The following is a 20,032-nucleotide window of genomic DNA, read 5'->3' as shown; positions in this document are numbered from 1 at the left end:
GTTGATGGAATTACCAGTCAAAAATAAGCTGAAACGCGGCCTGACGACACGCCATATCCGCTTTATGGCATTGGGATCAGCAATAGGTACGGGCTTATTCTATGGTTCGGCTGATGCAATAAGAATGGCAGGGCCAAGTGTATTATTGGCATACCTGATTGGTGGTGTGGTGGCATTTATCATCATGCGCGCCTTGGGCGAAATGTCAGTCAATAACCCGCAGGCCAGTTCTTTCTCTCGTTATGCCCAAGATTACCTCGGGCCGATGGCGGGTTACATCACTGGCTGGACATATTGCTTTGAAATTCTGATTGTTGCGATCGCGGATGTGACCGCTTTCGGTATCTATATGGGCGTCTGGTTCCCCGATGTGCCTCACTGGGTATGGGTGCTGAGTGTTGTCCTTATTATTGGCGCTATCAATATGATGAGTGTCAAAGTATTCGGCGAGTTGGAATTTTGGTTCTCATTCTTTAAAGTTGCCACCATCATCATCATGATTCTGGCCGGTATTGGTATCATTATTTGGGGTATTGGTAACGGTGGGCAACCGACTGGCATTCATAATTTATGGACTAACGGCGGCTTCTTCAGTAATGGTTTTGTCGGCATGATTTTGTCATTGCAACTGGTAATGTTTGCTTATGGCGGTATTGAAATTATCGGTATTACTGCTGGTGAAGCAGAGAATCCAAAAAAATCCATTCCAAAAGCAATCAACTCAGTACCATGGCGTATTTTGGTGTTCTACGTCGGTACTTTGTTTGTCATCATGTCTATTTACCCATGGAATCAGGTGGGTACCAATGGTAGTCCATTTGTTCTGACCTTCCAGCATATGGGGATTACAGTGGCGGCCGGCATACTGAACTTCGTGGTTATCACCGCATCATTATCCGCTATCAACAGTGATGTGTTTGGGGTCGGGCGTATGCTCAATGGGATGGCTGAACAAGGCCATGCACCCAAAGCCTTTGCCGCTATTTCCAAACGCGGAGTGCCGTGGGTTACAGTATTGGTGATGATGTTCGCTATGCTGATTGCAGTGTATTTGAACTATATCATGCCTGAAAATGTCTTCCTGGTGATCGCGTCGCTGGCGACTTTCGCTACTGTCTGGGTGTGGATTATGATCCTGTTTTCCCAGATTGGTTTCCGCCGCTCCTTGAGTAAAGATCAGATTAAAGCGCTGGATTTCCCGCTGCGTGGCGGTACTTTTACCTCGGTACTGGCGATCATTTTCTTAGTCTTTATCATCGGCCTGATTGGTTGGTTCCCAACCACTCGCATCTCTTTGTATGTGGGGCTGGTGTGGATTGCACTGCTGTTGGTGGGATACTATTTCAAAGTCAGTCATCAGAAGAAACAAGCAATACCGGTGAAAGAGGCCGAGTAATACTTAGCTGAACGCCATCTGAAGCCGGGAAATTTCCCGGCTTTTTTTATTAGACTCGGTATGTTGCCATTTAATTAACTTTTCTCCGCCCCCAGCCTCATCCCCGATATTTATGCTGGCAGATGAGGGGCAAGCTCCTACTGCATGTCATTATTTATGTCGGCGAACTGTTTATATAGCAGGGCTGTTTATTCAGCTCAATCGCCTATCATCGGGTGAATGTGTCGCGGCGTTAATGTCTGCACCAGATAGCCTTAACAGGAATGGTTTTGGTTAAAGCAGGAGAGTTTTATGCTGAGTGGTTGGCATCTACCGGTCACGCCTTTTGTTCGTCAGCAAGGCGATGCATTACATATGACGTTATGGTTGCAGGGGAATAATTTACCCGAGCAGGTTTTCTTGCGCTGTGAACCCGATAATGAAGAATGGCTGCTCAGTATGAAGGGGCAGCAACGAGATGGTTTTTGGTCTTATAGTGCGAAACTCCCTTTGCATGAAGGTCAGCCGACACGGCGTTATTGTTTCAAACTGCTGTGGAATGATGATCAACAGTGGTTTGGTCCATTGGGACTTTCAAAAATTCCCCCAGCACAGTTGGCACAGTTTGCTATTGATACACCTGATAGTGGCCCTGATTGGGTAGCTGACCAAATTTTTTATCAGATTTTCCCCGATCGTTTTGCCAGCAGTCAGGGGGAATATGGGGTGCAGGAAGGCAGTTATCCTCATCATGCTGCGGGTGTGGCGGTGTCGCGCCGAGAATGGCAGCACCCATTGGAAGATATAAATGCCTCCTCGACATTCTACGGCGGTGATTTGGCTGGTATCTGTCAAAAAATCCCCTATTTACAACAGCTCGGTGTTACCGCACTGTATTTAAACCCGATTTTTACCGCTCCCAGTGTCCATAAATACGATACGCAAGATTATTATCAGATTGATCCCTACCTCGGTGGTGAGAGTGCTTTTTTGCAATTGCGTCATGCAACGTATGATGCCGGTATCAAATTGGTGCTTGATGGTGTGTTTAACCATACCGGGGATTCTCACCATTGGTTTGACCGCCATCAGCAAGGAGAGGATGGCGCTTGCCACCATCAAGATTCACCTTACCGTGGTTGGTTTAATTTCTTCCCCGATGGGCGGGCGCTGGATTGGAAAGGCAATGCCAGCCTGCCAAAACTCAACTTTGCGAATGATGGCGTGGTGAATCAAATTTATCGTGGCGAAAATAGTGTTGTTCGTCATTGGTTAAAACCGCCTTACAGTATTGATGGCTGGCGGTTGGATGTAGTGCATATGCTCGGGGAAGAGGGCGGAGCAAAAGGAAATTTACACCATCTGGCGGGTATCTATCAGGCAGCGAAAGAAGAGAATCCTCAGGCTTATATATTGGGGGAGCACTTTGGTGATGCACGAAATTGGTTACATGCCGGAGTAGAGGATGCGGCAATGAACTACATGGGATTTGCTTTGCCGGTGCGCAGTTTTTTGGCCGGTCAGGATGTTGCCTATCATCCCATAAAACTTCAGGCCGAAGAGTGTGCTTATTGGATGGATGAATACCGTGCTGGGTTACCTCATGGTCACCAACTTCGTCTATTTAATCAGTTGGACAGCCATGATACTGCCCGTTTTATCACGCTGCTCGATGGTGATAAAGCACGTATGCAAATGGCGCTGGTGTGGTTGTTTAGTTGGATTGGCGTGCCTTGCTTATTTTACGGCGATGAAATTGGGCTGGATGGGGGTAATGATCCGTTCTGTCGTAAACCATTCCCATGGGATGAGTCTCAATGGCAGAGCGATTTGCTGAAGTTGTGTCAACGAATGGCCGCTCTGCGGCACAAAAGTATGGCTCTGCGACGCGGTGGATGTCAGGTTATTCATGCCGATGGTGATTCTCTGATATTTATTCGTTGCTATCAGCGTGAGCGAGTGATGGTGGCAATCCAGCGCAACCACAATACTGATATTTCCTTAGTGGCATCTCCTTTACTCAATGTGGCTAAATGGCAGCGTCTGGAAGGTTCATCCGAGTTGAGTGTCACAGGTGAGGGTGTCAATCTGCAGTTGTCTGGTGAGAGTGTCACCCTATGGTGTGGAGTTGGTGAGCGCTAACTCAAGGGCGGTTACACTCTGTAAGATATAAAAAGCGGCTAAACGCCGCTTTTTCTTTAGCTGAGATAGTATATATAAGGCAGCTATAGATAGTGACTGAGTCACTTCATCGAAGGGAGAGTAATATGAGCACAGCGAAAAGACAGGCATTGATTATCGGCGCTTCTCGAGGCTTAGGGTTGGGGCTGGTTGACGAGCTTAATCGCCGTGGCTGGTCTGTGACTGCGACAACACGTGGCACTGCGCAAGATACCAGCGCACACAAAGCCCACTGGCTGACATTGGATATTAATCAACCTGAAAGTATTACTGCGTTTTTGTCTCAGGTGCAGGGGCAGACGTTTGATTTGATATTTGTTAATGCGGGCATCTCAGGGCCAGAACATCAGTCAGCGATTGAGGCTAAACCTGAAGAGATTCTCGAATTGTTCCAAACTAATGCAATTTCTCCAATTCGTATTGCCCAGCGCCTGCTGGCACAACGTCATCCCGCCCACAGTGTATTGGCCTTTATGTCTTCTCAACTGGGTAGTCTGGGTCATAATGCATCTGGCCATAAGCCTTTATATTCAGCCAGTAAGGCGGCACTGAATATGATGACGCGCAATCTGGTGGCTGAGGTCGCAGATCCGTCACTGACTGTATTATCCATTCATCCGGGTTGGGTGAAAACCGATATGGGGGGGGATGCCGCGCCATTGACGATTGCGACTAGCGTGAAAGGCGTTGTTGACCAGATTGAGCATGCATCAGGCAAAGGTGGTCATGGTTTTATTGATTATCAAGGACATATATTACCTTGGTAATGACTTTAAACTGATAAATCTCCCCCATCGATACCTTGATGGGGGGACGAGTGAACCCAATTAGTAACCGATAGCGGCTCCGGCAGGGCGGCGGACATCATTAGCCCCGTACAAGTAACCTTCACGCACTTTGCCTGATACCGCAGAGTCATTCCCGGAGTTTGCAGGGCTAACGCCTTCAACACCGGCTAAGCCGACTAAAATGAGCTCCGCAGCGCCCCATGGATTCTGCTCAACCATGTTATAGCCCATTGTTTTCAGTAGACTAAGACTGTCAGCAGAAACTCCACGTTGTTCGTAGTAAACTTCATCAGGTAACCACTGATGATGGATGCGTGGCGCATCTACCGCCTCTTGCGGTGCCATACCATGGTCAATCACATTCAGTGCTGTTTGCAGGGTAATGGTAATAATTCGCGAACCACCAGGTGACCCCAACACCATGAATGTCTTACCGTCTTTGGTCACTAATGTTGGGCTCATAGATGATAGTGGGCGCTTACCGGGGGCGATAGAATTCGTCGCTCCCTGAACTAAACCATACAGATTTTGCTCACCTACTTTGACGGTAAAATCGTCCATTTCATCATTAAGGAAAAAACCGGTACCAGGCGCTATCACTACAGCACCAAAGCGGCCATTAACTGTGTAGGTAGTAGAGACCGCATTCCCCTCATGATCGACGATAGAATAGTGGGTTGTTTCTGGTTTTTCATGCGGTTGCATACCCGGCTGCACTTCTACTGACGGGGTTGCTTTATTGGCAATGATTTGCTTGCGAATATCTGCGGCATAACTTTTGCTCAACAGACGATCAATGGGGTTCTTAACAAGTTCTGGGTCACCGAGGAAAGTATTGCGATCCATATAAGCATGGCGCATAGCCTCAGTCAGCGTATGAATGTAAGCGGCAGAGTTGAAGCCCATGCTTTTTAGGTCATATCCCTCAAGAACATTTAATGTTTCACAGAGTGTGACGCCACCAGAGCTAGGGGGTGGGGAAGAGACAAATTTATAACCGCGATAACTACAGGTAATAGGCGCTGTTTCAGTGATTTTATAGTTAGCAAAGTCGGCAGCGGTCAGAATTCCCCCGTTATTTTTTGCCGCAGCCTCAACCGCTTGAGGGATTTTCCCCTGATAGAACGCATCTGGTCCGTTCTCGGATATCGCGGCTAGAGTATCAGCCAGATCAGTCTGGACAAGACGATCACCCGGCTGCAGTGCTTCCCCATTTGGACGCAGGAAAATACGTGCAGATTCAGGGTCTTGCCGGAAGCGTTTGACAGTTGTATCCAGAATGTCTGTGTCAGCGCGGGTCAATGTAAAGCCCTCGCGGGCTAGCTTGATTGCTGGCGCCATCACTTGCTGGCGTGTCAATTTGCCGTATTTCTTCTGGGCACTGTCCATACCCAATACGGTGCCCGGCACGCCTGCGGCCAAATAGCCATATAAACTGGCATCTTTGGTGACGTTGCCCTCTTTATCCAGATACATATCAGCACTGGCTGCGGCAGGGGCGGTCTCACGGAAATTTATAAATGTATCGGTTCCATCAGCAAGATGAATGGTCATAAAACCACCCCCGCCAATATTGCCGCAGCAGGGATTGACTACTGCTTGTGCGTAACCCACAGCCACCGCGGCATCTACCGCGTTTCCACCCATTTTTAAAATATCCGTCCCAACCTGTGAAGCCAGATACTGGGAGGTGACCACCATGCCATTTTTTGCCTCTACCGCCGGTGTTGAGGCCGCATGTAGCGTACCACTGACCAACAAAGCCAATATAGCCAAGGGTTTGTTCCATTTTTTTAAATGCATTCTGACTCCTGTTATTTCCTGTCCGCCAGGGATTACCCGGTCATTTTTGTCTGGCAGCCTAAAAGATCTGCTTATGGAATGTGCAAAACACATACCAGTAATAATTAATAGCAGAATAAATGTTTGTGGCAGCTAATTAATTGGCGGCGGAAGGTGGTTGAGCCAGTTATGCGCGGGCTAATAGGTTGGTTTTGGCTCAGTGAGAATTAAATTAAATGAAAACAACTGATTGAAAATAAAGCGATCTGCTTAAGGAAGATAAGGTGGGATTAGAAATAATAATTATATAGACTTCGTGGCGGGTGCTTGAAGCTGTCTGCTTTAGGTGCTTATTTCGGGTTGAGAGTAGACAGAGAAAAGCCCCGTATCAATGTTAATTAATACGAGGCTCTCTGTAATACCGGACAGTATTACGGTAGCCTTTTCCCCGCCGAAAGGCAAGGCAAGGAGGCTTGATATGTTGCCACAAAATACACTTGTTTGGTGCCTATTGATTGTTTGCATAACAGTTCTGGCATTTACATTAATTACGCATAAATCACTGTGTGAATTACGCCTAAAAGATGGAAACAAGGAAGTTGCGGCCATTTTAGCTTACGAATCTGAAAGGTAAGGCAACTGGGCGGGGAGTCATTCTCGCCCTTCGTTGTCCGGGTAGCCATTTTATTGTTGGTTGCAGCTTTCAAGCACCCATTTTTAAGTTATATCAAAATAAAAAAGCCAGTCAGCGTGAACTGACTGGCTTAATATCCCCTGAGTGAATCAGGAGAGGCATAAACTGTTATTACAGTTTAGAAGCGTTCTCAGACAGGTATTTAGCTACGCCATCTGGAGATGCGCCCATACCTGCTTTGCCTTTTTCCCACTGAGCAGGGCAAACATCGCCGTGTTCTTCATGGAATTGCAGTGCGTCAACCATACGCAGCATTTCGTCAATGTTACGGCCCAGTGGCAGGTCGTTAACTACTTGGTGACGAACTACGCCGTTTTTGTCGATCAGGAAAGAACCACGCAGTGCAACACCAGCATCTGGGTGCTCAATGCCGTAGGCTTTCTGAATTTCACGTTTGATATCAGCAACCATTGGGTATTTAACTTCACCAATACCGCCGTTATCAACAGGGGTTTTACGCCATGCGTTGTGTACAAATTCAGAGTCAAAAGAAACGCCTACAACTTCAACGCCACGTTTCTGGAATTCTTCGTAACGGTGGTCGAAAGCGATCAACTCTGAAGGGCAAACAAAAGTGAAGTCCATTGGCCAGAAGAACAGGACAGCAGGGCGGCCGTTCAGGTGTTTTTTCAGGTTGAAGTTTTCAACGATTTCGCCGCTACCAAGAACAGCAGCTGCTGTAAAATCAGGGGCTTGACGAGTTACCAGAACCATAAATTACTCCTGTTAATGAAAGATGGATTAACCAGTTGTCTTAAAAGTATCGGCACAGCATAGGTATTTAAACTCAATGAATAAAGGGATAAATACCAATCGCTGTGATAGCTTTCACCTATTGTTACAACGATTTTAGTTTCGTAGTCTTGCTAAGATACCCATTCTTACAGAAAGAGCAAGTGACTTAAGGCCAATAACCACACAAACTAAAATGTTTAATCTATATCTGCTTATGTTTCGCCTGCGACATCATCGTAGGATAAAACGCCCAAAACAGTTGTTCTAGTGGCTGATAGTGCTGTTCTATATCCTGAAAAGATCCCGCAAGCGCAGCCAGTTTGGGACGTCGGTTTGCCATACCTTGTAACACATCAGCTATAAAGGGTAGTTCAGCGTAGCGTTCCAGCCAACGTTCAGGCCACAGATAGGCATTCAGGTTTTGGAAACGAGCAGGTGTCTGCGGTAAATGCGGTAAAATCTGGCGTTGCGCATGGTCAATAAAATCGGGCAGAGGGCAGTCGGGCATCAATTTATCCCAGTCACGCGCGAGGAAATGGTCCCACAGCACATCCAGCGTAATAGGAGCCACTCGGCGATAATCGGCACTAAAATAGGTTCGAGCTTCTTTAACTAACGGCAAAGTATCTGTCATTACGTCAACACGACGATGCATCATGATGCCAGAGACTATCTCAGGGGAATACTCACCCTGCGGATTACCCCGAATAAAGTCAGCCAATAAATTGCCCAATAAAGAGCTATCAGCCAATGTGGCGAGATGGAGGTGAGCGAGAAAATTCATGAACTGAGTATATACCTTTATTACTTTAAGTTGCAGCCTGCCCTTGGTGGCTCTAGACTAGCGGCCTATTTTTTGTAAACCAGTCCATCATTCCTGTTGGTCGGGTCTGCCCTGATATAAAGTGGAAAGCCATGCGTGTTGCCGATTTTTCTTTTGAGCTCCCGGAATCTCTGATTGCCCATTACCCTCAGCCCCAGCGGAGCGGTTGCCGCTTATTGTCTCTGGATGGCCCTACGGGAACGTTAACGCACGGCATTTTTACTGATTTACTGGATAAGTTGGAGCCAGGTGATCTACTGGTGTTCAATAACACTCGGGTGATTCCAGCGCGTTTGTTTGGCCGTAAAGCCAGCGGTGGCAAACTTGAAGTGTTGGTAGAGCGCGTTCTGGATGACCATCGCGTTCTAGCCCATGTCAAAGCCTCAAAAGCACCCAAACCGGGCACTGAGCTACTGTTGGGGGATGACGAAAGCATTCGCGCCACGATGCTGGCACGTCATGACACCTTGTTTGAGCTGCGCTTTGATGATGAGCGGGATGTTTTTACTATCCTGAATCTGGTCGGCCACATGCCTTTGCCTCCTTATATTGATCGCCCTGATGAAGATGCTGATCGTGAGCTATATCAAACTGTATACAGCGAACGTCCTGGGGCAGTAGCTGCGCCAACTGCTGGGCTGCATTTTGACGAGCCGCTCTTGGCTGCGTTGCGTGAGAAAGGCATTGAGATGGCTTTTGTCACCTTGCATGTGGGGGCTGGGACATTCCAGCCAGTGCGAGTCGATACCATTGAAGAGCATATTATGCATTCCGAATATGCAGAGGTGCCCCAAGAGGTCGTAGATGCGGTTTTGGCCTGTAAAGCCCGCGGCAATCGTGTCGTCGCGGTAGGTACCACGTCAGTACGCTCACTGGAAAGTGCCGCTAAGGCCACCGAGAACGGCTTGATTGCTCCTTTCTTTGGTGATACTCGCATCTTTATTTACCCGGGATATCATTATCAGGTCGTGGATGCCTTGGTCACCAACTTCCATTTACCTGAATCAACATTGATAATGTTGGTTTCTGCTTTTGCTGGCTATAAAAATACCATGAATGCATATCAGCAAGCGGTTGCCGAGCAATATCGCTTTTTCAGTTACGGTGATGCTATGTTCATCAGCCGTAATCCACGGGCGCCGCAAGAGACGGTCAACCCGTAAATTTTCGGTCACACTTGCCGTGTGATCAGGCAAAACAACATTGGACTGTTTTTCCGATGCTGGAGGTTATGTGAAGTACGAATTACAAAAAACTGATGGCCGCGCCCGTCGTGGTCGTCTGGTGTTTGAACGCGGTGTGGTAGAGACTCCGGCATTTATGCCAGTCGGAACCTATGGCACAGTCAAAGGGATGACACCGGAAGAAGTTAAAGAAACGGGTGCTCAAATCTTATTGGGTAACACTTTCCATCTTTGGCTACGCCCAGGTCAGGAAATTATGAAACTGCACGGCGACTTGCATGACTTTATGCAATGGCCCGGCCCAATTCTGACCGACTCAGGCGGCTTTCAAGTGTTCAGCCTCGGGGCGATGCGCAAAATCAAAGAAGAGGGGGTGACGTTCCAGAACCCAATCAACGGCGATAAAGTGTTCCTTAGCCCAGAAAAATCGATGGAAATTCAGTACGATCTCGGTTCTGATATCGTGATGATTTTCGACGAATGTACCCCATACCCTGCGGATTGGGATTATGCCAAACGCTCGATGGAAATGTCGTTGCGCTGGGCAGCCCGTAGTCGCCAACGTTTTGATGAGTTGAACAATAAAAATGCATTGTTCGGTATCATTCAAGGCGGTGTTTACGAAGATTTACGTGATGTGTCCGTAAAAGGGCTGGTAGAGATTGGTTTTGATGGTTACGCTGTGGGCGGCTTGGCGGTAGGTGAGCCAAAAGAGGATATGCACCGCATTTTGGAGCATGTTTGCCCACAGATTCCGGCGGATAAACCTCGTTACTTGATGGGCGTGGGGAAACCCGAGGATTTGGTTGAAGGTGTACGTCGCGGCATCGACATGTTTGACTGTGTTATGCCGACACGCAATGCCCGCAATGGTCATTTGTTTGTCACTGACGGTGTCGTAAAAATCCGTAATGCCAAGCATAAGAGTGATACTGCAACGTTGGATGAGCACTGTGATTGCTACACTTGTCGCAATTATAGCCGTGCCTACTTGCATCATCTTGACCGTTGCAACGAAATACTGGGTGCACGGCTAAATACCATTCATAACCTGCGTTACTACCAACGCTTAATGGCGGGTTTACGTCAGGCTATTGAAGAGGGTAAATTAGAGAGCTTCGTTGAAGATTTCTATGGCCGGATAGGGAAACCTGTTCCACCATTAAATGTTTGATTTTAAAATTATTACCTTTGTATTTAAAGGTTAAGCAGTTACGATTTACCGTTTTTGGTTCTATCGCACTGATTTCACACTACTGATATTGATAACAATGAGGGAATTTTAATGAGTCTTTTCATTTCTGATGCTGTCGCATCCGCTGGGGCTCCAGCTCAGAGCAGCCCGTACTCCCTGGTGATTATGCTGGTGGTATTTGGTCTGATTTTCTACTTCATGATCCTGCGTCCACAGCAAAAACGTGCCAAAGAACACAAAAAACTGATGGATTCTATTGGTAAAGGTGATGAAGTGTTGACCACTGGTGGTTTGCTTGGTCGTGTAACTAAAGTAGCGGAAACAGGTTATATCGTAATCGCACTGAACGACACCACTGAAGTGATGATCAAACGTGACTTCGTTGCTGCCGTTTTACCGAAAGGTACAATGAAAGCTCTGTAATTTTCGATTTTCCCGAAGGGAATTGCCGTGTTAAACCGTTATCCTTTGTGGAAGTACCTGATGCTGATCGTTGTGATCTTCGTCGGTCTGCTATATGCACTTCCCAACCTTTATGGTGAGGATCCGGCTGTTCAAATCACTGGTGCGCGAGGAATCGCCGCCAGTGAAACAACGCTGGTCCAAGTCCGTGACGTTTTAGAAAAAGACAACATAGCGAGCAAGTCCATTGCGCTGGAAAACGGTGCAATCCTGGCTCGCTTTAAAGATCCCGACGTCCAGCTGCGCGCCCGTGAGGCACTGATGGCTGCGATGGGGGACCAATACGTAATCGCCCTGAACCTGGCTCCAGCAACGCCTTCTTGGCTTGCTAAATTAGGTGCAGAGCCGATGAAGCTTGGCCTTGACCTGCGCGGTGGTGTGCACTTCTTGATGGAAGTGGATATGGATACCGCACTTGGCAAGCTGCAAGAGCAAACGATGGATACCCTGCGCACCGATTTGCGTGAGAAAAATATCCCGTATGCGACTGTGCGCAAACTCGACAATTATGGCGTTGAAGTGCGTTTCCGCGATGATAAAACACGCGATGACGCTATCAGCTACCTCTCTTCTCGCCACCGTGATCTGGTGATTAGCTCCAATGGCAGCAATACCTTAAAAGCTGTGATGAGCGATGACCGTCTGCGTGAAGCGCGTGAATATGCTGTTCAGCAAAACATTACTATTCTGCGTAACCGGGTTAACCAATTAGGTGTAGCCGAACCGTTGGTTCAGCGCCAGGGTTCAGATCGTATTGTGGTCGAATTACCGGGTATTCAGGATACCGCACGTGCTAAAGAGATTCTTGGTGCAACGGCGACTCTGGAATTCCGCTTAGTCAATAGCAATGTTGACGCCTCTGTTGCTGCTTCCGGTCGTGTACCGGGTGACTCAGAAGTTAAAAATACCCGCGAAGGTCGCCCGGTTGTCTTGTACAAACGCGTTATCCTAACCGGTGATCATATTACCGACTCAACTTCCAGCACTGATGAATATAACCAAGCTCAGGTTAATATTTCGCTCGATAGCGCTGGTGGTTCATTGATGTCTAATTTTACCAAAGACAATATCGGCAAGCCGATGGCGACTTTGTTCGTAGAATATAAAGACAGCGGTAAAAAAGATGCTAATGGCCGGGCAATTCTGGTTAAGCAGGAAGAGGTTATCAACGTCGCGACGATTCAGTCTCGCTTGGGTAACAGTTTCCGTATTACCGGCATTGATAACCCAGCTGAAGCTCGTCAGCTTTCCCTGTTACTGCGTGCGGGTGCATTGATTGCACCAATCCAGATTGTGGAAGAGCGTACTATCGGGCCAACTTTGGGTTCACAGAACATTACTCAAGGTTTGGAAGCCTGCTTGTGGGGCTTGGCGGTCTCTATCCTGTTTATGGTGATTTACTACCGTAAGTTTGGTGTGATTGCCAGTACAGCACTGTTGGCTAACCTCGTGTTGATCGTGGGCGTTATGTCTCTATTACCGGGGGCGACATTAACTATGCCGGGTATTGCCGGGATCGTATTGACGCTGGCGGTAGCAGTTGATGCTAACGTACTGATTAACGAGCGAATAAAAGAAGAGTACAGAAACGGGCGGACGATACAGCAAGCGATTCATGAAGGGTACAAAGGTGCCTTCTCAAGTATCGTTGATGCAAACGTAACGACACTCATCACAGCCATTATTCTTTACGCTGTGGGGACCGGTTCGATTAAAGGCTTTGCTATTACAACAGCTATTGGTGTTGCGACATCAATGTTCACCGCAATAGTCGGTACTCGTGCCATCGTCAACCTGCTTTACGGCGGCAAGCGCATTAACAAGCTGTCTATTTGAGGAGTACGTTGTGGCACAGGATTATACTGTTGAACAACTGAACTATGGCCGTAAAGTCTATGACTTTATGCGCTGGGATTACGTTGCTTTCGGTGTCTCATTGCTATTGTTAGTGGCATCCGTAGTGGTGATGTCCACGAAGGGGTTTAACTGGGGTCTCGATTTCACCGGTGGTACGGTGATTGAAATTAGTCTGGAAAACCCTGCCAATATGGACCAACTGCGTGACACTTTGGAAGCGGCGGGCTTTGAATCGCCAATCCTGCAAAACTTTGGTAGTACCCGTGATGTGATGGTTCGTATGCCACCCGCCACTGGCACTGCAGGACAGGAGTTGGGTAACAAAGTCATTTCCGTTATCAATGAATCAGTTGATAAGAATGCATCAGTAAAACGTATCGAATTCGTCGGACCTAGTGTGGGCAGTGATTTAGCTCAAGCGGGTGGTATGGCGTTGTTGGTCGCGTTGCTCTGTATTCTGGTTTATGTTGGTTTCCGTTTTGAATGGCGTCTGGCGTTGGGGGCGGTTATCGCTCTGGCGCATGACGTGGTCATTACTATGGGGATCTTGTCGTTATTCCATATTGAGATTGACCTAACCATCATCGCTTCATTGATGTCGGTTATTGGTTATTCACTTAACGACAGTATCGTGGTATCGGACCGTATTCGTGAGAACTTCCGCAAGATTCGCCGCGGTACTCCTTATGAAATCATGAACGTGTCTCTAACCCAGACGCTAAGCCGTACTATCATGACATCTGCAACCACGCTGATGGTGGTATTGATGCTGTTTATCTTCGGTGGTGCGATGCTACAAGGCTTCTCACTGACGATGCTGATCGGTGTTTCCATCGGTACTGTTTCATCTATCTATGTTGCGTCCGCGTTGGCGTTGAAACTGGGTATGAAACGTGAACATATGTTGCAGCAGAAAGTTGAGAAAGAAGGTGCAGATCAACCTTCGATCCTGCCGTGATAGTGTAGAGCCGTAATACGCATGAAGCCCTGATACCGTTAAAGCGGTATCAGGGCTTTTTTATTGCTGATTGGTTGCGTTAGATTCCCTATGAAATCGCATTGTTACGTTGTTCTTTGCTATTATCTCAATTAATATAGTTATTATTGATGTGACTGTTATTTTATTTAAACTTACAAGTTCTAATTAATAAGAATAAAAGATTATTAAGCAGATGTATTCTGGAAGTTATGGCATTGATTTGATAGTTAATCCCTCAATTATTTAATAATGTTTATAATAGATGTTCTATATCATGTATGAATATTCCATTAAAAAAAGAAGGGGTTGTTAATGTGCTTGCTTGCCAAAAGTGTTATTACGAATATTAATTCGCCACTCCATTTACCTCAATTAATTGATAACGAAAAAAACAGTGATTTATTGAATGACATTAAAGTGGAAATAATACGGGAATTTAGTCAAATAAATTTTGATAAAAAATCAAAGATAAGTAAATGTATAGAAGAAATAACAAAAAGCCCTAATGTTAATGATGTTATCGATAATGTTAATGCCTACCTTGATAAAAGTAAGGGGACAGACAGAAATAAAGAATTTATTGATGATTTAAGTGCATTGATTAGAGACGAAAATTCAGTGATTGGTAAAGAGTATCATTTAATTACTCAATCAAAAAAATGTTATAAGTTGGTCCATAAACATTTTTCTGACTCAAAAGCTGCATTGACGCCATCCGCGGTTGAACAGGGGTTAGACAACACGAAACTAAAATCAAAGCCCAAATTTTGGAGGGTTTGGGAACTGAAAAAGAGAAAGAAACTATTATTAATAAAACAATGGAAACGATAAAAAATGCAGATAACGAACTTATTGCACTGAAAGATCTTCATAGGATAACTTATCGTCTGGTAGCAATGTTTAACCAGGTTTTCTCCAGAGATAACAAGGTAGTTGATGACGAAAAGTGTGAAAATATTGAACCTCAGACTAACATGTCGAGTTATGACTTAAAATCATTAGAAGACCATGCCAATAAACAAAAAAACAATATTGAAATTTATTATCATGCAATAGAAGTAAATTTGAATTCATTACCGACTTCGATTGATGAATTAAAACATCTGACTAATAAAGAAATTCCTGATGTACTAAAGATGATAATTACGGCAAGATCTGAGTTGTTGTGTCCGCTAGAAAATATTTGGACGCGGCTAGCAAATGCTATCTCCGCTTTTCTATTCCCGGCAATCTCTAAAGAGAAGCAGGATAAAAAAATGCAGCTTGAAAATAACCTGTCAGAATTGGATCAATTAATAACTGAATTAAGTAAAAAACCAAACTACGATAATGTGATGAAATCCCCATGGCTTTATGAATTGGTTTCTCATTTGTTAGTTCAGGGTACGCCGGTTCAATACCCTTTTGATCCTTTCAATGTGTTGTCCCCGGATCGTAAAGTTTGGTTAGAATTGCAAAAAGAATGGTTAACACTTTTGCAGGATAAATCCGTTGAACCAGAGCTTTCGCAATAATTGATCAAGATAAACTGCCGTTTCCGGCCTTTGTTGTCGCAGCAGTTCGCGGTAAACTATAAGCAAGTTTAAGTTCACCAATCAGGAAGCGCTATGCATTGCCCGTTTTGTGCCGCCGTGGATACCAAAGTCATTGATTCCCGTCTGGTGAGCGATGGTTCGCAAGTGCGCCGTCGCCGCCAGTGTTTAGATTGTAATGAACGCTTTACCACTTTCGAAGTGGCTGAATTGGTACTTCCGCGCGTTATTAAAAGTGATGATGTGCGCGAACCCTTCAATGAAGAAAAATTACGGCGGGGCATGCTTAAAGCATTAGAAAAACGACCTGTCAGTTCTGATGATGTCGAAACCGCCATAAGTCATATTAAATCTCAGCTACGTGCCACTGGCGAACGTGAAGTTCCCACCAAGATGGTCGGCAACTTAGTGATGGAAGCACTGAAACGTCTGGATAAAGTGGCGTATATCCGTTTTGCCTCTGTATATCGCAGTTTTGAAGATATTCGCGAATTTGGCGAAGAGATTGCCCGTTTGCAGGATTAACTCGCATTTTATACTGTACGACATAGTTCAGTATCAGAATTGCAGCATAAACAGTAAGGAAAGTCATGCAGCCCGATGAGTTCTATATGGCCCGTGCCTTTGAGTTGGCACGGTTGGGGCGCTTTACGACGTCACCTAACCCTAATGTCGGGTGTGTTTTGGTGCGTGACGGTCAGATCGTGGGTGAAGGTTATCACTTACGAGCCGGAGAACCTCACGCTGAAGTGCATGCGCTGCGCATGGCAGGAGAAAAGGCGCGCGGCGCGACTGCCTATGTCACTCTTGAGCCATGCAGTCACCACGGACGCACACCACCGTGTGCTGATGCGCTGGTTGCCGCAGGGGTTGTGCGGGTTGTCGCGGCTATGCAAGACCCTAATCCACAGGTTGCCGGGCGCGGGTTATATCGCCTGAAACAGGCGGGTGTCGACGTTCATCATGGCCTCATGCTGGCGGAGGCTGAAGCGGTCAACCTCGGTTTTTTAAAACGGATGCGTACCGGCTTCCCTTATCTGCAACTGAAAATGGCGGCATCGTTGGATGGCCGAACGGCAATGGCCTCAGGCGAGAGTCAATGGATTACCTCACCACAAGCACGCCAAGATGTGCAGCGTTTTCGTGCTGAAAGTTCGGCGATCCTCAGTACCAGCGCTACCGTCTTGGCTGATGATCCTTCATTGACGGTTCGCTGGCAGGAGTTAGATGCTGAAACCCAAGCATTGTATCCTCAAGACAACCTACGTCAGCCAACACGCATTATACTCGATAGTCAAAATCGCGTGACGCCAGAGCACAAAGTCACACAGCAAGATGGTTCCTGCTGGTTAGCTCGAGTCGAGGCAGATAAACAGCCGTGGCCTGCCAATGTTGAGCAATTATTGCTACCCCGCCATGGCAGTGGTGTGGACTTGGTTTTATTGATGATGCAATTGGGCAAGCGGCAGATTAACTCAGTGTGGGTTGAAGCCGGGCCACAATTGGCCGGTGCCTTGTTGCAGGCCGGTGTGGTTGATGAGCTAATTCTTTATATCGCTCCCAAACTACTAGGTAGCGATGCGCGTGGTTTATGCCAGTTAGCAGGTTTAACACATTTATCGCAAGCTCCAGAGTTTGAATTTAGTGATGTGCGTCAGGTGGGGCCGGATCTCCGCTTGCGCTTGAAACCGAAGTATTAATGACATTATCTGGCTGAGATTCTCTCTGCCATTCATTGTCTTGCCCGCGTTTTACAAATGCGCAGGGGCGGGGCGCGAAAGAATATGATAGAATCCGCCCCCCTGCGGGGTATGAACCCATATTGAGGAAAGCTATGAACGTTATCGAAGGTGTTGTTGCTACTCCTAATGCCCGCGTGGCGATTGCAATTGCGCGTTTTAACAACTTTATCAACGACAGCCTGCTGGAAGGTGCAATTGATGCCCTCAAACGCATTGGTCAAGTCGCAGATGACAACATCACTGTTGTTTGGGTACCGGGTGCCTACGAGTTACCGCTGGTTGCCAATGTGTTAGCAAAAACAAATCGTTACGATGCGGTAATTGCGCTGGGTACAGTTATCCGTGGGGGTACTGCACATTTTGAGTATGTTGCTGGTGAAGCAAGTTCTGGTCTATCGAGTGTCGCCATGAACAGTGATATCCCAGTCGCTTTCGGTGTGCTGACCACAGAAAGTATTGAGCAAGCCATTGAGCGTGCGGGTACTAAAGCGGGTAATAAAGGTGCAGAAGCTGCCCTGACCGCGCTTGAAATGATTAATGTAATCAAGGCTATTAAAGGCTGAATTTAGTTAAGTTAAGGGGAATTCCGTGAAACCTGCTGCTCGTCGCCGCGCTCGTGAGTGCGCTGTTCAAGCGCTTTACTCTTGGCAGTTGTCTAAAAACGACATCGCTGATGTTGAATTACAGTTCCTGTCGGAGCAGGATGTCAAAGACGTCGACATCGCCTATTTTCGCGAATTGCTGTCTGGGGTTGCCGTGAATGCCGCATCTCTGGATGCGTTGATGGCACCAGTTCTTTCCCGCCAGCTCGAAGAATTAGGCCAGGTTGAAAGGGCGGTTCTGCGTATTGCGCTGTTTGAACTGAGCAAACGTGATGATGTCCCTTATAAAGTGGCAATCAATGAAGCAATCGAACTGGCCAAAACATTTGGTGCAGAAGATAGCCATAAGTTTGTCAACGGAGTGCTGGATAAGGTAGCTCCGATGGTTCGTAAGAAAAAATAATCTCGTTATATCCTTTGCTCTTGAAGCTACAGGGTGGCTAGTGACCTGCAACTTGAAGTTCTTTAGGCTATACCTGAAGTAGTTTGAATTAAGGCCGGTTTCCGGCCTTAATCATGTATCGGCAAACATTTCTGGAATTGTATTATGGCATGTGGCGAATTTGACCTCATTGCCCGCTACTTTGACCGGTTCAGAAGTAATCGCCGGGATGTAGAGTTGGGTATTGGAGACGACTGCGCACTTCTTACAGTGGCAGATAAACAGCTGTTGGCCATCAGTACAGATACACTGGTGTCCGGTATTCATTTCCTTCCGGATATCGATCCGGCTGATCTTGGTTACAAATCTTTAGCGGTGAACCTTAGCGATTTAGCTGCGATGGGTGCTGATCCTGCCTGGTTATCTCTTGCTCTTACTCTCCCAAATGTTAATGAAGACTGGTTACAAGCATTCAGCGACAGTCTGTTTGATCAATTGAATTATTACGGCATGCAATTGATTGGTGGTGATACCACTCGTGGGCCACTGAGCCTGACATTAACTATTCAGGGCTTAGTACCAGAAGGGCGGGCCTTGACCCGTGCAGGGGCACGGATTGGTGATTGGATTTACGTCACGGGTACTTTGGGTGACAGCGCAGCGGGTCTGGCTATTTTGCAAGATGAGCTACGTGTTGATAACGAATCAGATCGTGCGGCTTTAATTCACCGCCATTTGCGACCACAACCTCGTATATTGCAGGGGCAGGCGCTGCGAGACCTTGCAAGTTCTGCGATTGATATCTCGGATGGGTTGATTTCTGATCTGCACCATATTCTGAAAGCGAGTCATTGTGGCGCACGTATTGATCTGGATGATTTACCCTATTCTGATGCTTTAACACGTCAGGTGGATGCGGAACAAGCATTACGCTGGGCATTAAGCGGTGGTGAAGACTACGAACTGTGCTTTACCGTACCGGAGATAAACCGCGGTGCACTGGAGGTCGCTCTGAGCAATACTGGTGCAGCCTATACCTGCATTGGCCAGATTGGCCCACAGTCGGAAGGTGTGAAGTTCTTCCGTGATGGTAAAACCATTGAACTGGACTTTCATGGGTTTGACCATTTCTTAGTAGGTAAATCCCATGGATGAAGCCAAACGTCGCCTGCGACTATCTAATCCGTGGCATTTGTTGGCAACCGGGTTCGGCAGTGGCTTATCGCCGTGGGCGCCGGGCACGATGGGGTCGATTGCGGCTATTCCATTCTGGTTATTATTAATTCAGTTACCTTGGCAGGTATATTCTCTGGCGGTGATGTTCAGCATCTGTATCGGCGTCTATATCTGCCATCGCACAGCCAAAGATATGCAGGTTCATGACCACGGCAGTATCGTGTGGGATGAATTTGTCGGAATGTGGATTACTTTGATGGCCTTGCCAGTGAATGATTGGCAATGGGTTGCTGCTGGTTTTGTGGCATTCCGTATTTTTGATATCTGGAAACCTTGGCCGATTCGCTGGTTTGATCGCAACGTCCATGGCGGCATGGGAATAATGGTCGATGATATTATTGCTGGTGTGATTGCCGCCGCGATTATTTTTGTTATTGGGTATTACTGGCCAATAGATTTATTTTACTGATACCCGTCATCTTTCAAGTTACAGGTGTGTTGGCGGTACTGAGAATAGAATAAAGGCATAACCCGCGTGGTTAT

The 20,032-nt window shown here is 46.8% G+C and carries 20 protein-coding genes; 17 read left to right on the top strand and 3 right to left on the bottom strand.

All coding sequences use genetic code 11. The annotated features are described in order from the left end of the window. Positions 1 to 4 precede the first annotated feature (4 nt). The 3 genes from proY to ACIOG0_RS16545 all read left to right on the top strand — a co-directional run bounded on the left by proY (position 5) and on the right by ACIOG0_RS16545 (position 4,323). Positions 5 to 1,396, top strand: a complete 1,392-nt coding sequence (gene proY / locus ACIOG0_RS16555; RefSeq protein WP_050099256.1) for a proline-specific permease ProY — start codon at positions 5 to 7, stop codon at positions 1,394 to 1,396. 291 nt (positions 1,397 to 1,687) lie between these two features. Next, positions 1,688 to 3,517 (top strand): maltodextrin glucosidase, encoded by a 1,830-nt coding sequence (malZ, locus tag ACIOG0_RS16550; RefSeq protein WP_050139931.1) that lies wholly within the window; start codon positions 1,688 to 1,690, stop codon positions 3,515 to 3,517. Positions 3,518 to 3,642: 125 nt separating this feature from the next. Then, on the top strand, positions 3,643 to 4,323 hold the full coding sequence (locus ACIOG0_RS16545; RefSeq protein WP_050099205.1) for an SDR family oxidoreductase: 681 nt from the start codon (positions 3,643 to 3,645) through the stop codon (positions 4,321 to 4,323). A 60-nt stretch (positions 4,324 to 4,383) separates the two neighbouring features. Here ACIOG0_RS16545 and ggt read toward each other — a convergent pair whose 3' ends face one another. Then, positions 4,384 to 6,147 carry a gamma-glutamyltransferase gene (gene ggt / locus ACIOG0_RS16540; protein ID WP_404704878.1) on the bottom strand — a complete coding sequence of 588 codons (1,764 nt, stop codon included), beginning with the start codon at positions 6,145 to 6,147 and terminating at the stop codon, positions 4,384 to 4,386. 457 nt (positions 6,148 to 6,604) lie between these two features. Here ggt and ACIOG0_RS16535 point away from each other — a divergent pair, with 457 nt between their 5' ends. Continuing rightward, positions 6,605 to 6,760, top strand: coding sequence for a type I toxin-antitoxin system Hok family toxin (locus tag ACIOG0_RS16535; protein ID WP_050099201.1), 156 nt, complete (start codon positions 6,605 to 6,607; stop codon positions 6,758 to 6,760). 171 nt (positions 6,761 to 6,931) lie between these two features. Here the strand turns inward: ACIOG0_RS16535 and ACIOG0_RS16530 are convergent, their stop codons facing one another. Continuing rightward, positions 6,932 to 7,534, bottom strand: coding sequence for a peroxiredoxin C (locus ACIOG0_RS16530; RefSeq protein WP_004873480.1), 603 nt, complete (start codon positions 7,532 to 7,534; stop codon positions 6,932 to 6,934). Between the two features lie 223 nt (positions 7,535 to 7,757). Then, complete coding sequence (locus tag ACIOG0_RS16525) at positions 7,758 to 8,339, bottom strand: ACP phosphodiesterase (RefSeq protein ID WP_050099200.1); 582 nt, start codon at positions 8,337 to 8,339, stop codon at positions 7,758 to 7,760. Positions 8,340 to 8,470: 131 nt separating this feature from the next. On the opposite strand from ACIOG0_RS16525, the gene queA reads away from it, so the two are divergent. The 13 genes from queA to pgpA all read left to right on the top strand — a co-directional run bounded on the left by queA (position 8,471) and on the right by pgpA (position 19,958). Further along, entirely contained in the window at positions 8,471 to 9,541 is a 1,071-nt protein-coding gene (gene queA / locus ACIOG0_RS16520; protein ID WP_050099199.1) for a tRNA preQ1(34) S-adenosylmethionine ribosyltransferase-isomerase QueA, read from the top strand. A gap of 70 nt (positions 9,542 to 9,611) precedes the next feature. Further along, on the top strand, positions 9,612 to 10,736 hold the full coding sequence (gene tgt, locus ACIOG0_RS16515) for a tRNA guanosine(34) transglycosylase Tgt (RefSeq protein WP_050139929.1): 1,125 nt from the start codon (positions 9,612 to 9,614) through the stop codon (positions 10,734 to 10,736). A 111-nt stretch (positions 10,737 to 10,847) separates the two neighbouring features. Further along, the gene (yajC, locus tag ACIOG0_RS16510) at positions 10,848 to 11,180 is read left to right on the top strand and encodes a preprotein translocase subunit YajC (protein WP_005166605.1); all 333 of its coding nucleotides are present in this window, start codon (positions 10,848 to 10,850) and stop codon (positions 11,178 to 11,180) included. A 27-nt stretch (positions 11,181 to 11,207) separates the two neighbouring features. Further along, positions 11,208 to 13,055, top strand: coding sequence for a protein translocase subunit SecD (secD, locus tag ACIOG0_RS16505; RefSeq protein ID WP_072086595.1), 1,848 nt, complete (start codon positions 11,208 to 11,210; stop codon positions 13,053 to 13,055). A 10-nt stretch (positions 13,056 to 13,065) separates the two neighbouring features. Next, entirely contained in the window at positions 13,066 to 14,034 is a 969-nt protein-coding gene (secF, locus tag ACIOG0_RS16500) for a protein translocase subunit SecF (protein ID WP_050099192.1), read from the top strand. Positions 14,035 to 14,367: 333 nt separating this feature from the next. After that, positions 14,368 to 14,886 (top strand): hypothetical protein, encoded by a 519-nt coding sequence (locus tag ACIOG0_RS16495; RefSeq protein ID WP_404704877.1) that lies wholly within the window; start codon positions 14,368 to 14,370, stop codon positions 14,884 to 14,886. Next, a complete protein-coding gene (locus tag ACIOG0_RS16490; RefSeq protein ID WP_404704876.1) occupies positions 14,832 to 15,569 on the top strand; it encodes a hypothetical protein in 738 nt (245 codons plus the stop codon). Before ACIOG0_RS16495 ends, ACIOG0_RS16490 begins: the two co-directional genes overlap by 55 nt. A 93-nt stretch (positions 15,570 to 15,662) precedes the next feature. Further along, on the top strand, positions 15,663 to 16,112 hold the full coding sequence (gene nrdR / locus ACIOG0_RS16485; protein ID WP_004716459.1) for a transcriptional regulator NrdR: 450 nt from the start codon (positions 15,663 to 15,665) through the stop codon (positions 16,110 to 16,112). Positions 16,113 to 16,177: 65 nt separating this feature from the next. Further along, complete coding sequence (ribD, locus tag ACIOG0_RS16480) at positions 16,178 to 17,287, top strand: bifunctional diaminohydroxyphosphoribosylaminopyrimidine deaminase/5-amino-6-(5-phosphoribosylamino)uracil reductase RibD (protein ID WP_050099186.1); 1,110 nt, start codon at positions 16,178 to 16,180, stop codon at positions 17,285 to 17,287. Between the two features lie 134 nt (positions 17,288 to 17,421). Then, a complete protein-coding gene (gene ribE / locus ACIOG0_RS16475) occupies positions 17,422 to 17,892 on the top strand; it encodes a 6,7-dimethyl-8-ribityllumazine synthase (RefSeq protein WP_025377400.1) in 471 nt (156 codons plus the stop codon). Positions 17,893 to 17,917: 25 nt separating this feature from the next. Next, complete coding sequence (gene nusB, locus ACIOG0_RS16470; RefSeq protein ID WP_050099184.1) at positions 17,918 to 18,334, top strand: transcription antitermination factor NusB; 417 nt, start codon at positions 17,918 to 17,920, stop codon at positions 18,332 to 18,334. Positions 18,335 to 18,478: 144 nt separating this feature from the next. Next, on the top strand, positions 18,479 to 19,468 hold the full coding sequence (gene thiL / locus ACIOG0_RS16465; protein ID WP_050099181.1) for a thiamine-phosphate kinase: 990 nt from the start codon (positions 18,479 to 18,481) through the stop codon (positions 19,466 to 19,468). Beyond that, positions 19,461 to 19,958, top strand: a complete 498-nt coding sequence (gene pgpA, locus ACIOG0_RS16460; protein ID WP_050099179.1) for a phosphatidylglycerophosphatase A — start codon at positions 19,461 to 19,463, stop codon at positions 19,956 to 19,958. The genes thiL and pgpA overlap by 8 nt, the downstream gene beginning before the upstream one ends. Positions 19,959 to 20,032 lie beyond the last annotated feature (74 nt).

This window comes from Yersinia vastinensis (genome assembly GCF_044905075.1).
Lineage (GTDB): Bacteria > Pseudomonadota > Gammaproteobacteria > Enterobacterales > Enterobacteriaceae > Yersinia > Yersinia vastinensis.
The sequence above is the reverse complement of the archived record's forward strand: the minus strand, read 5'-3'. Positions and strand labels throughout refer to the sequence as shown.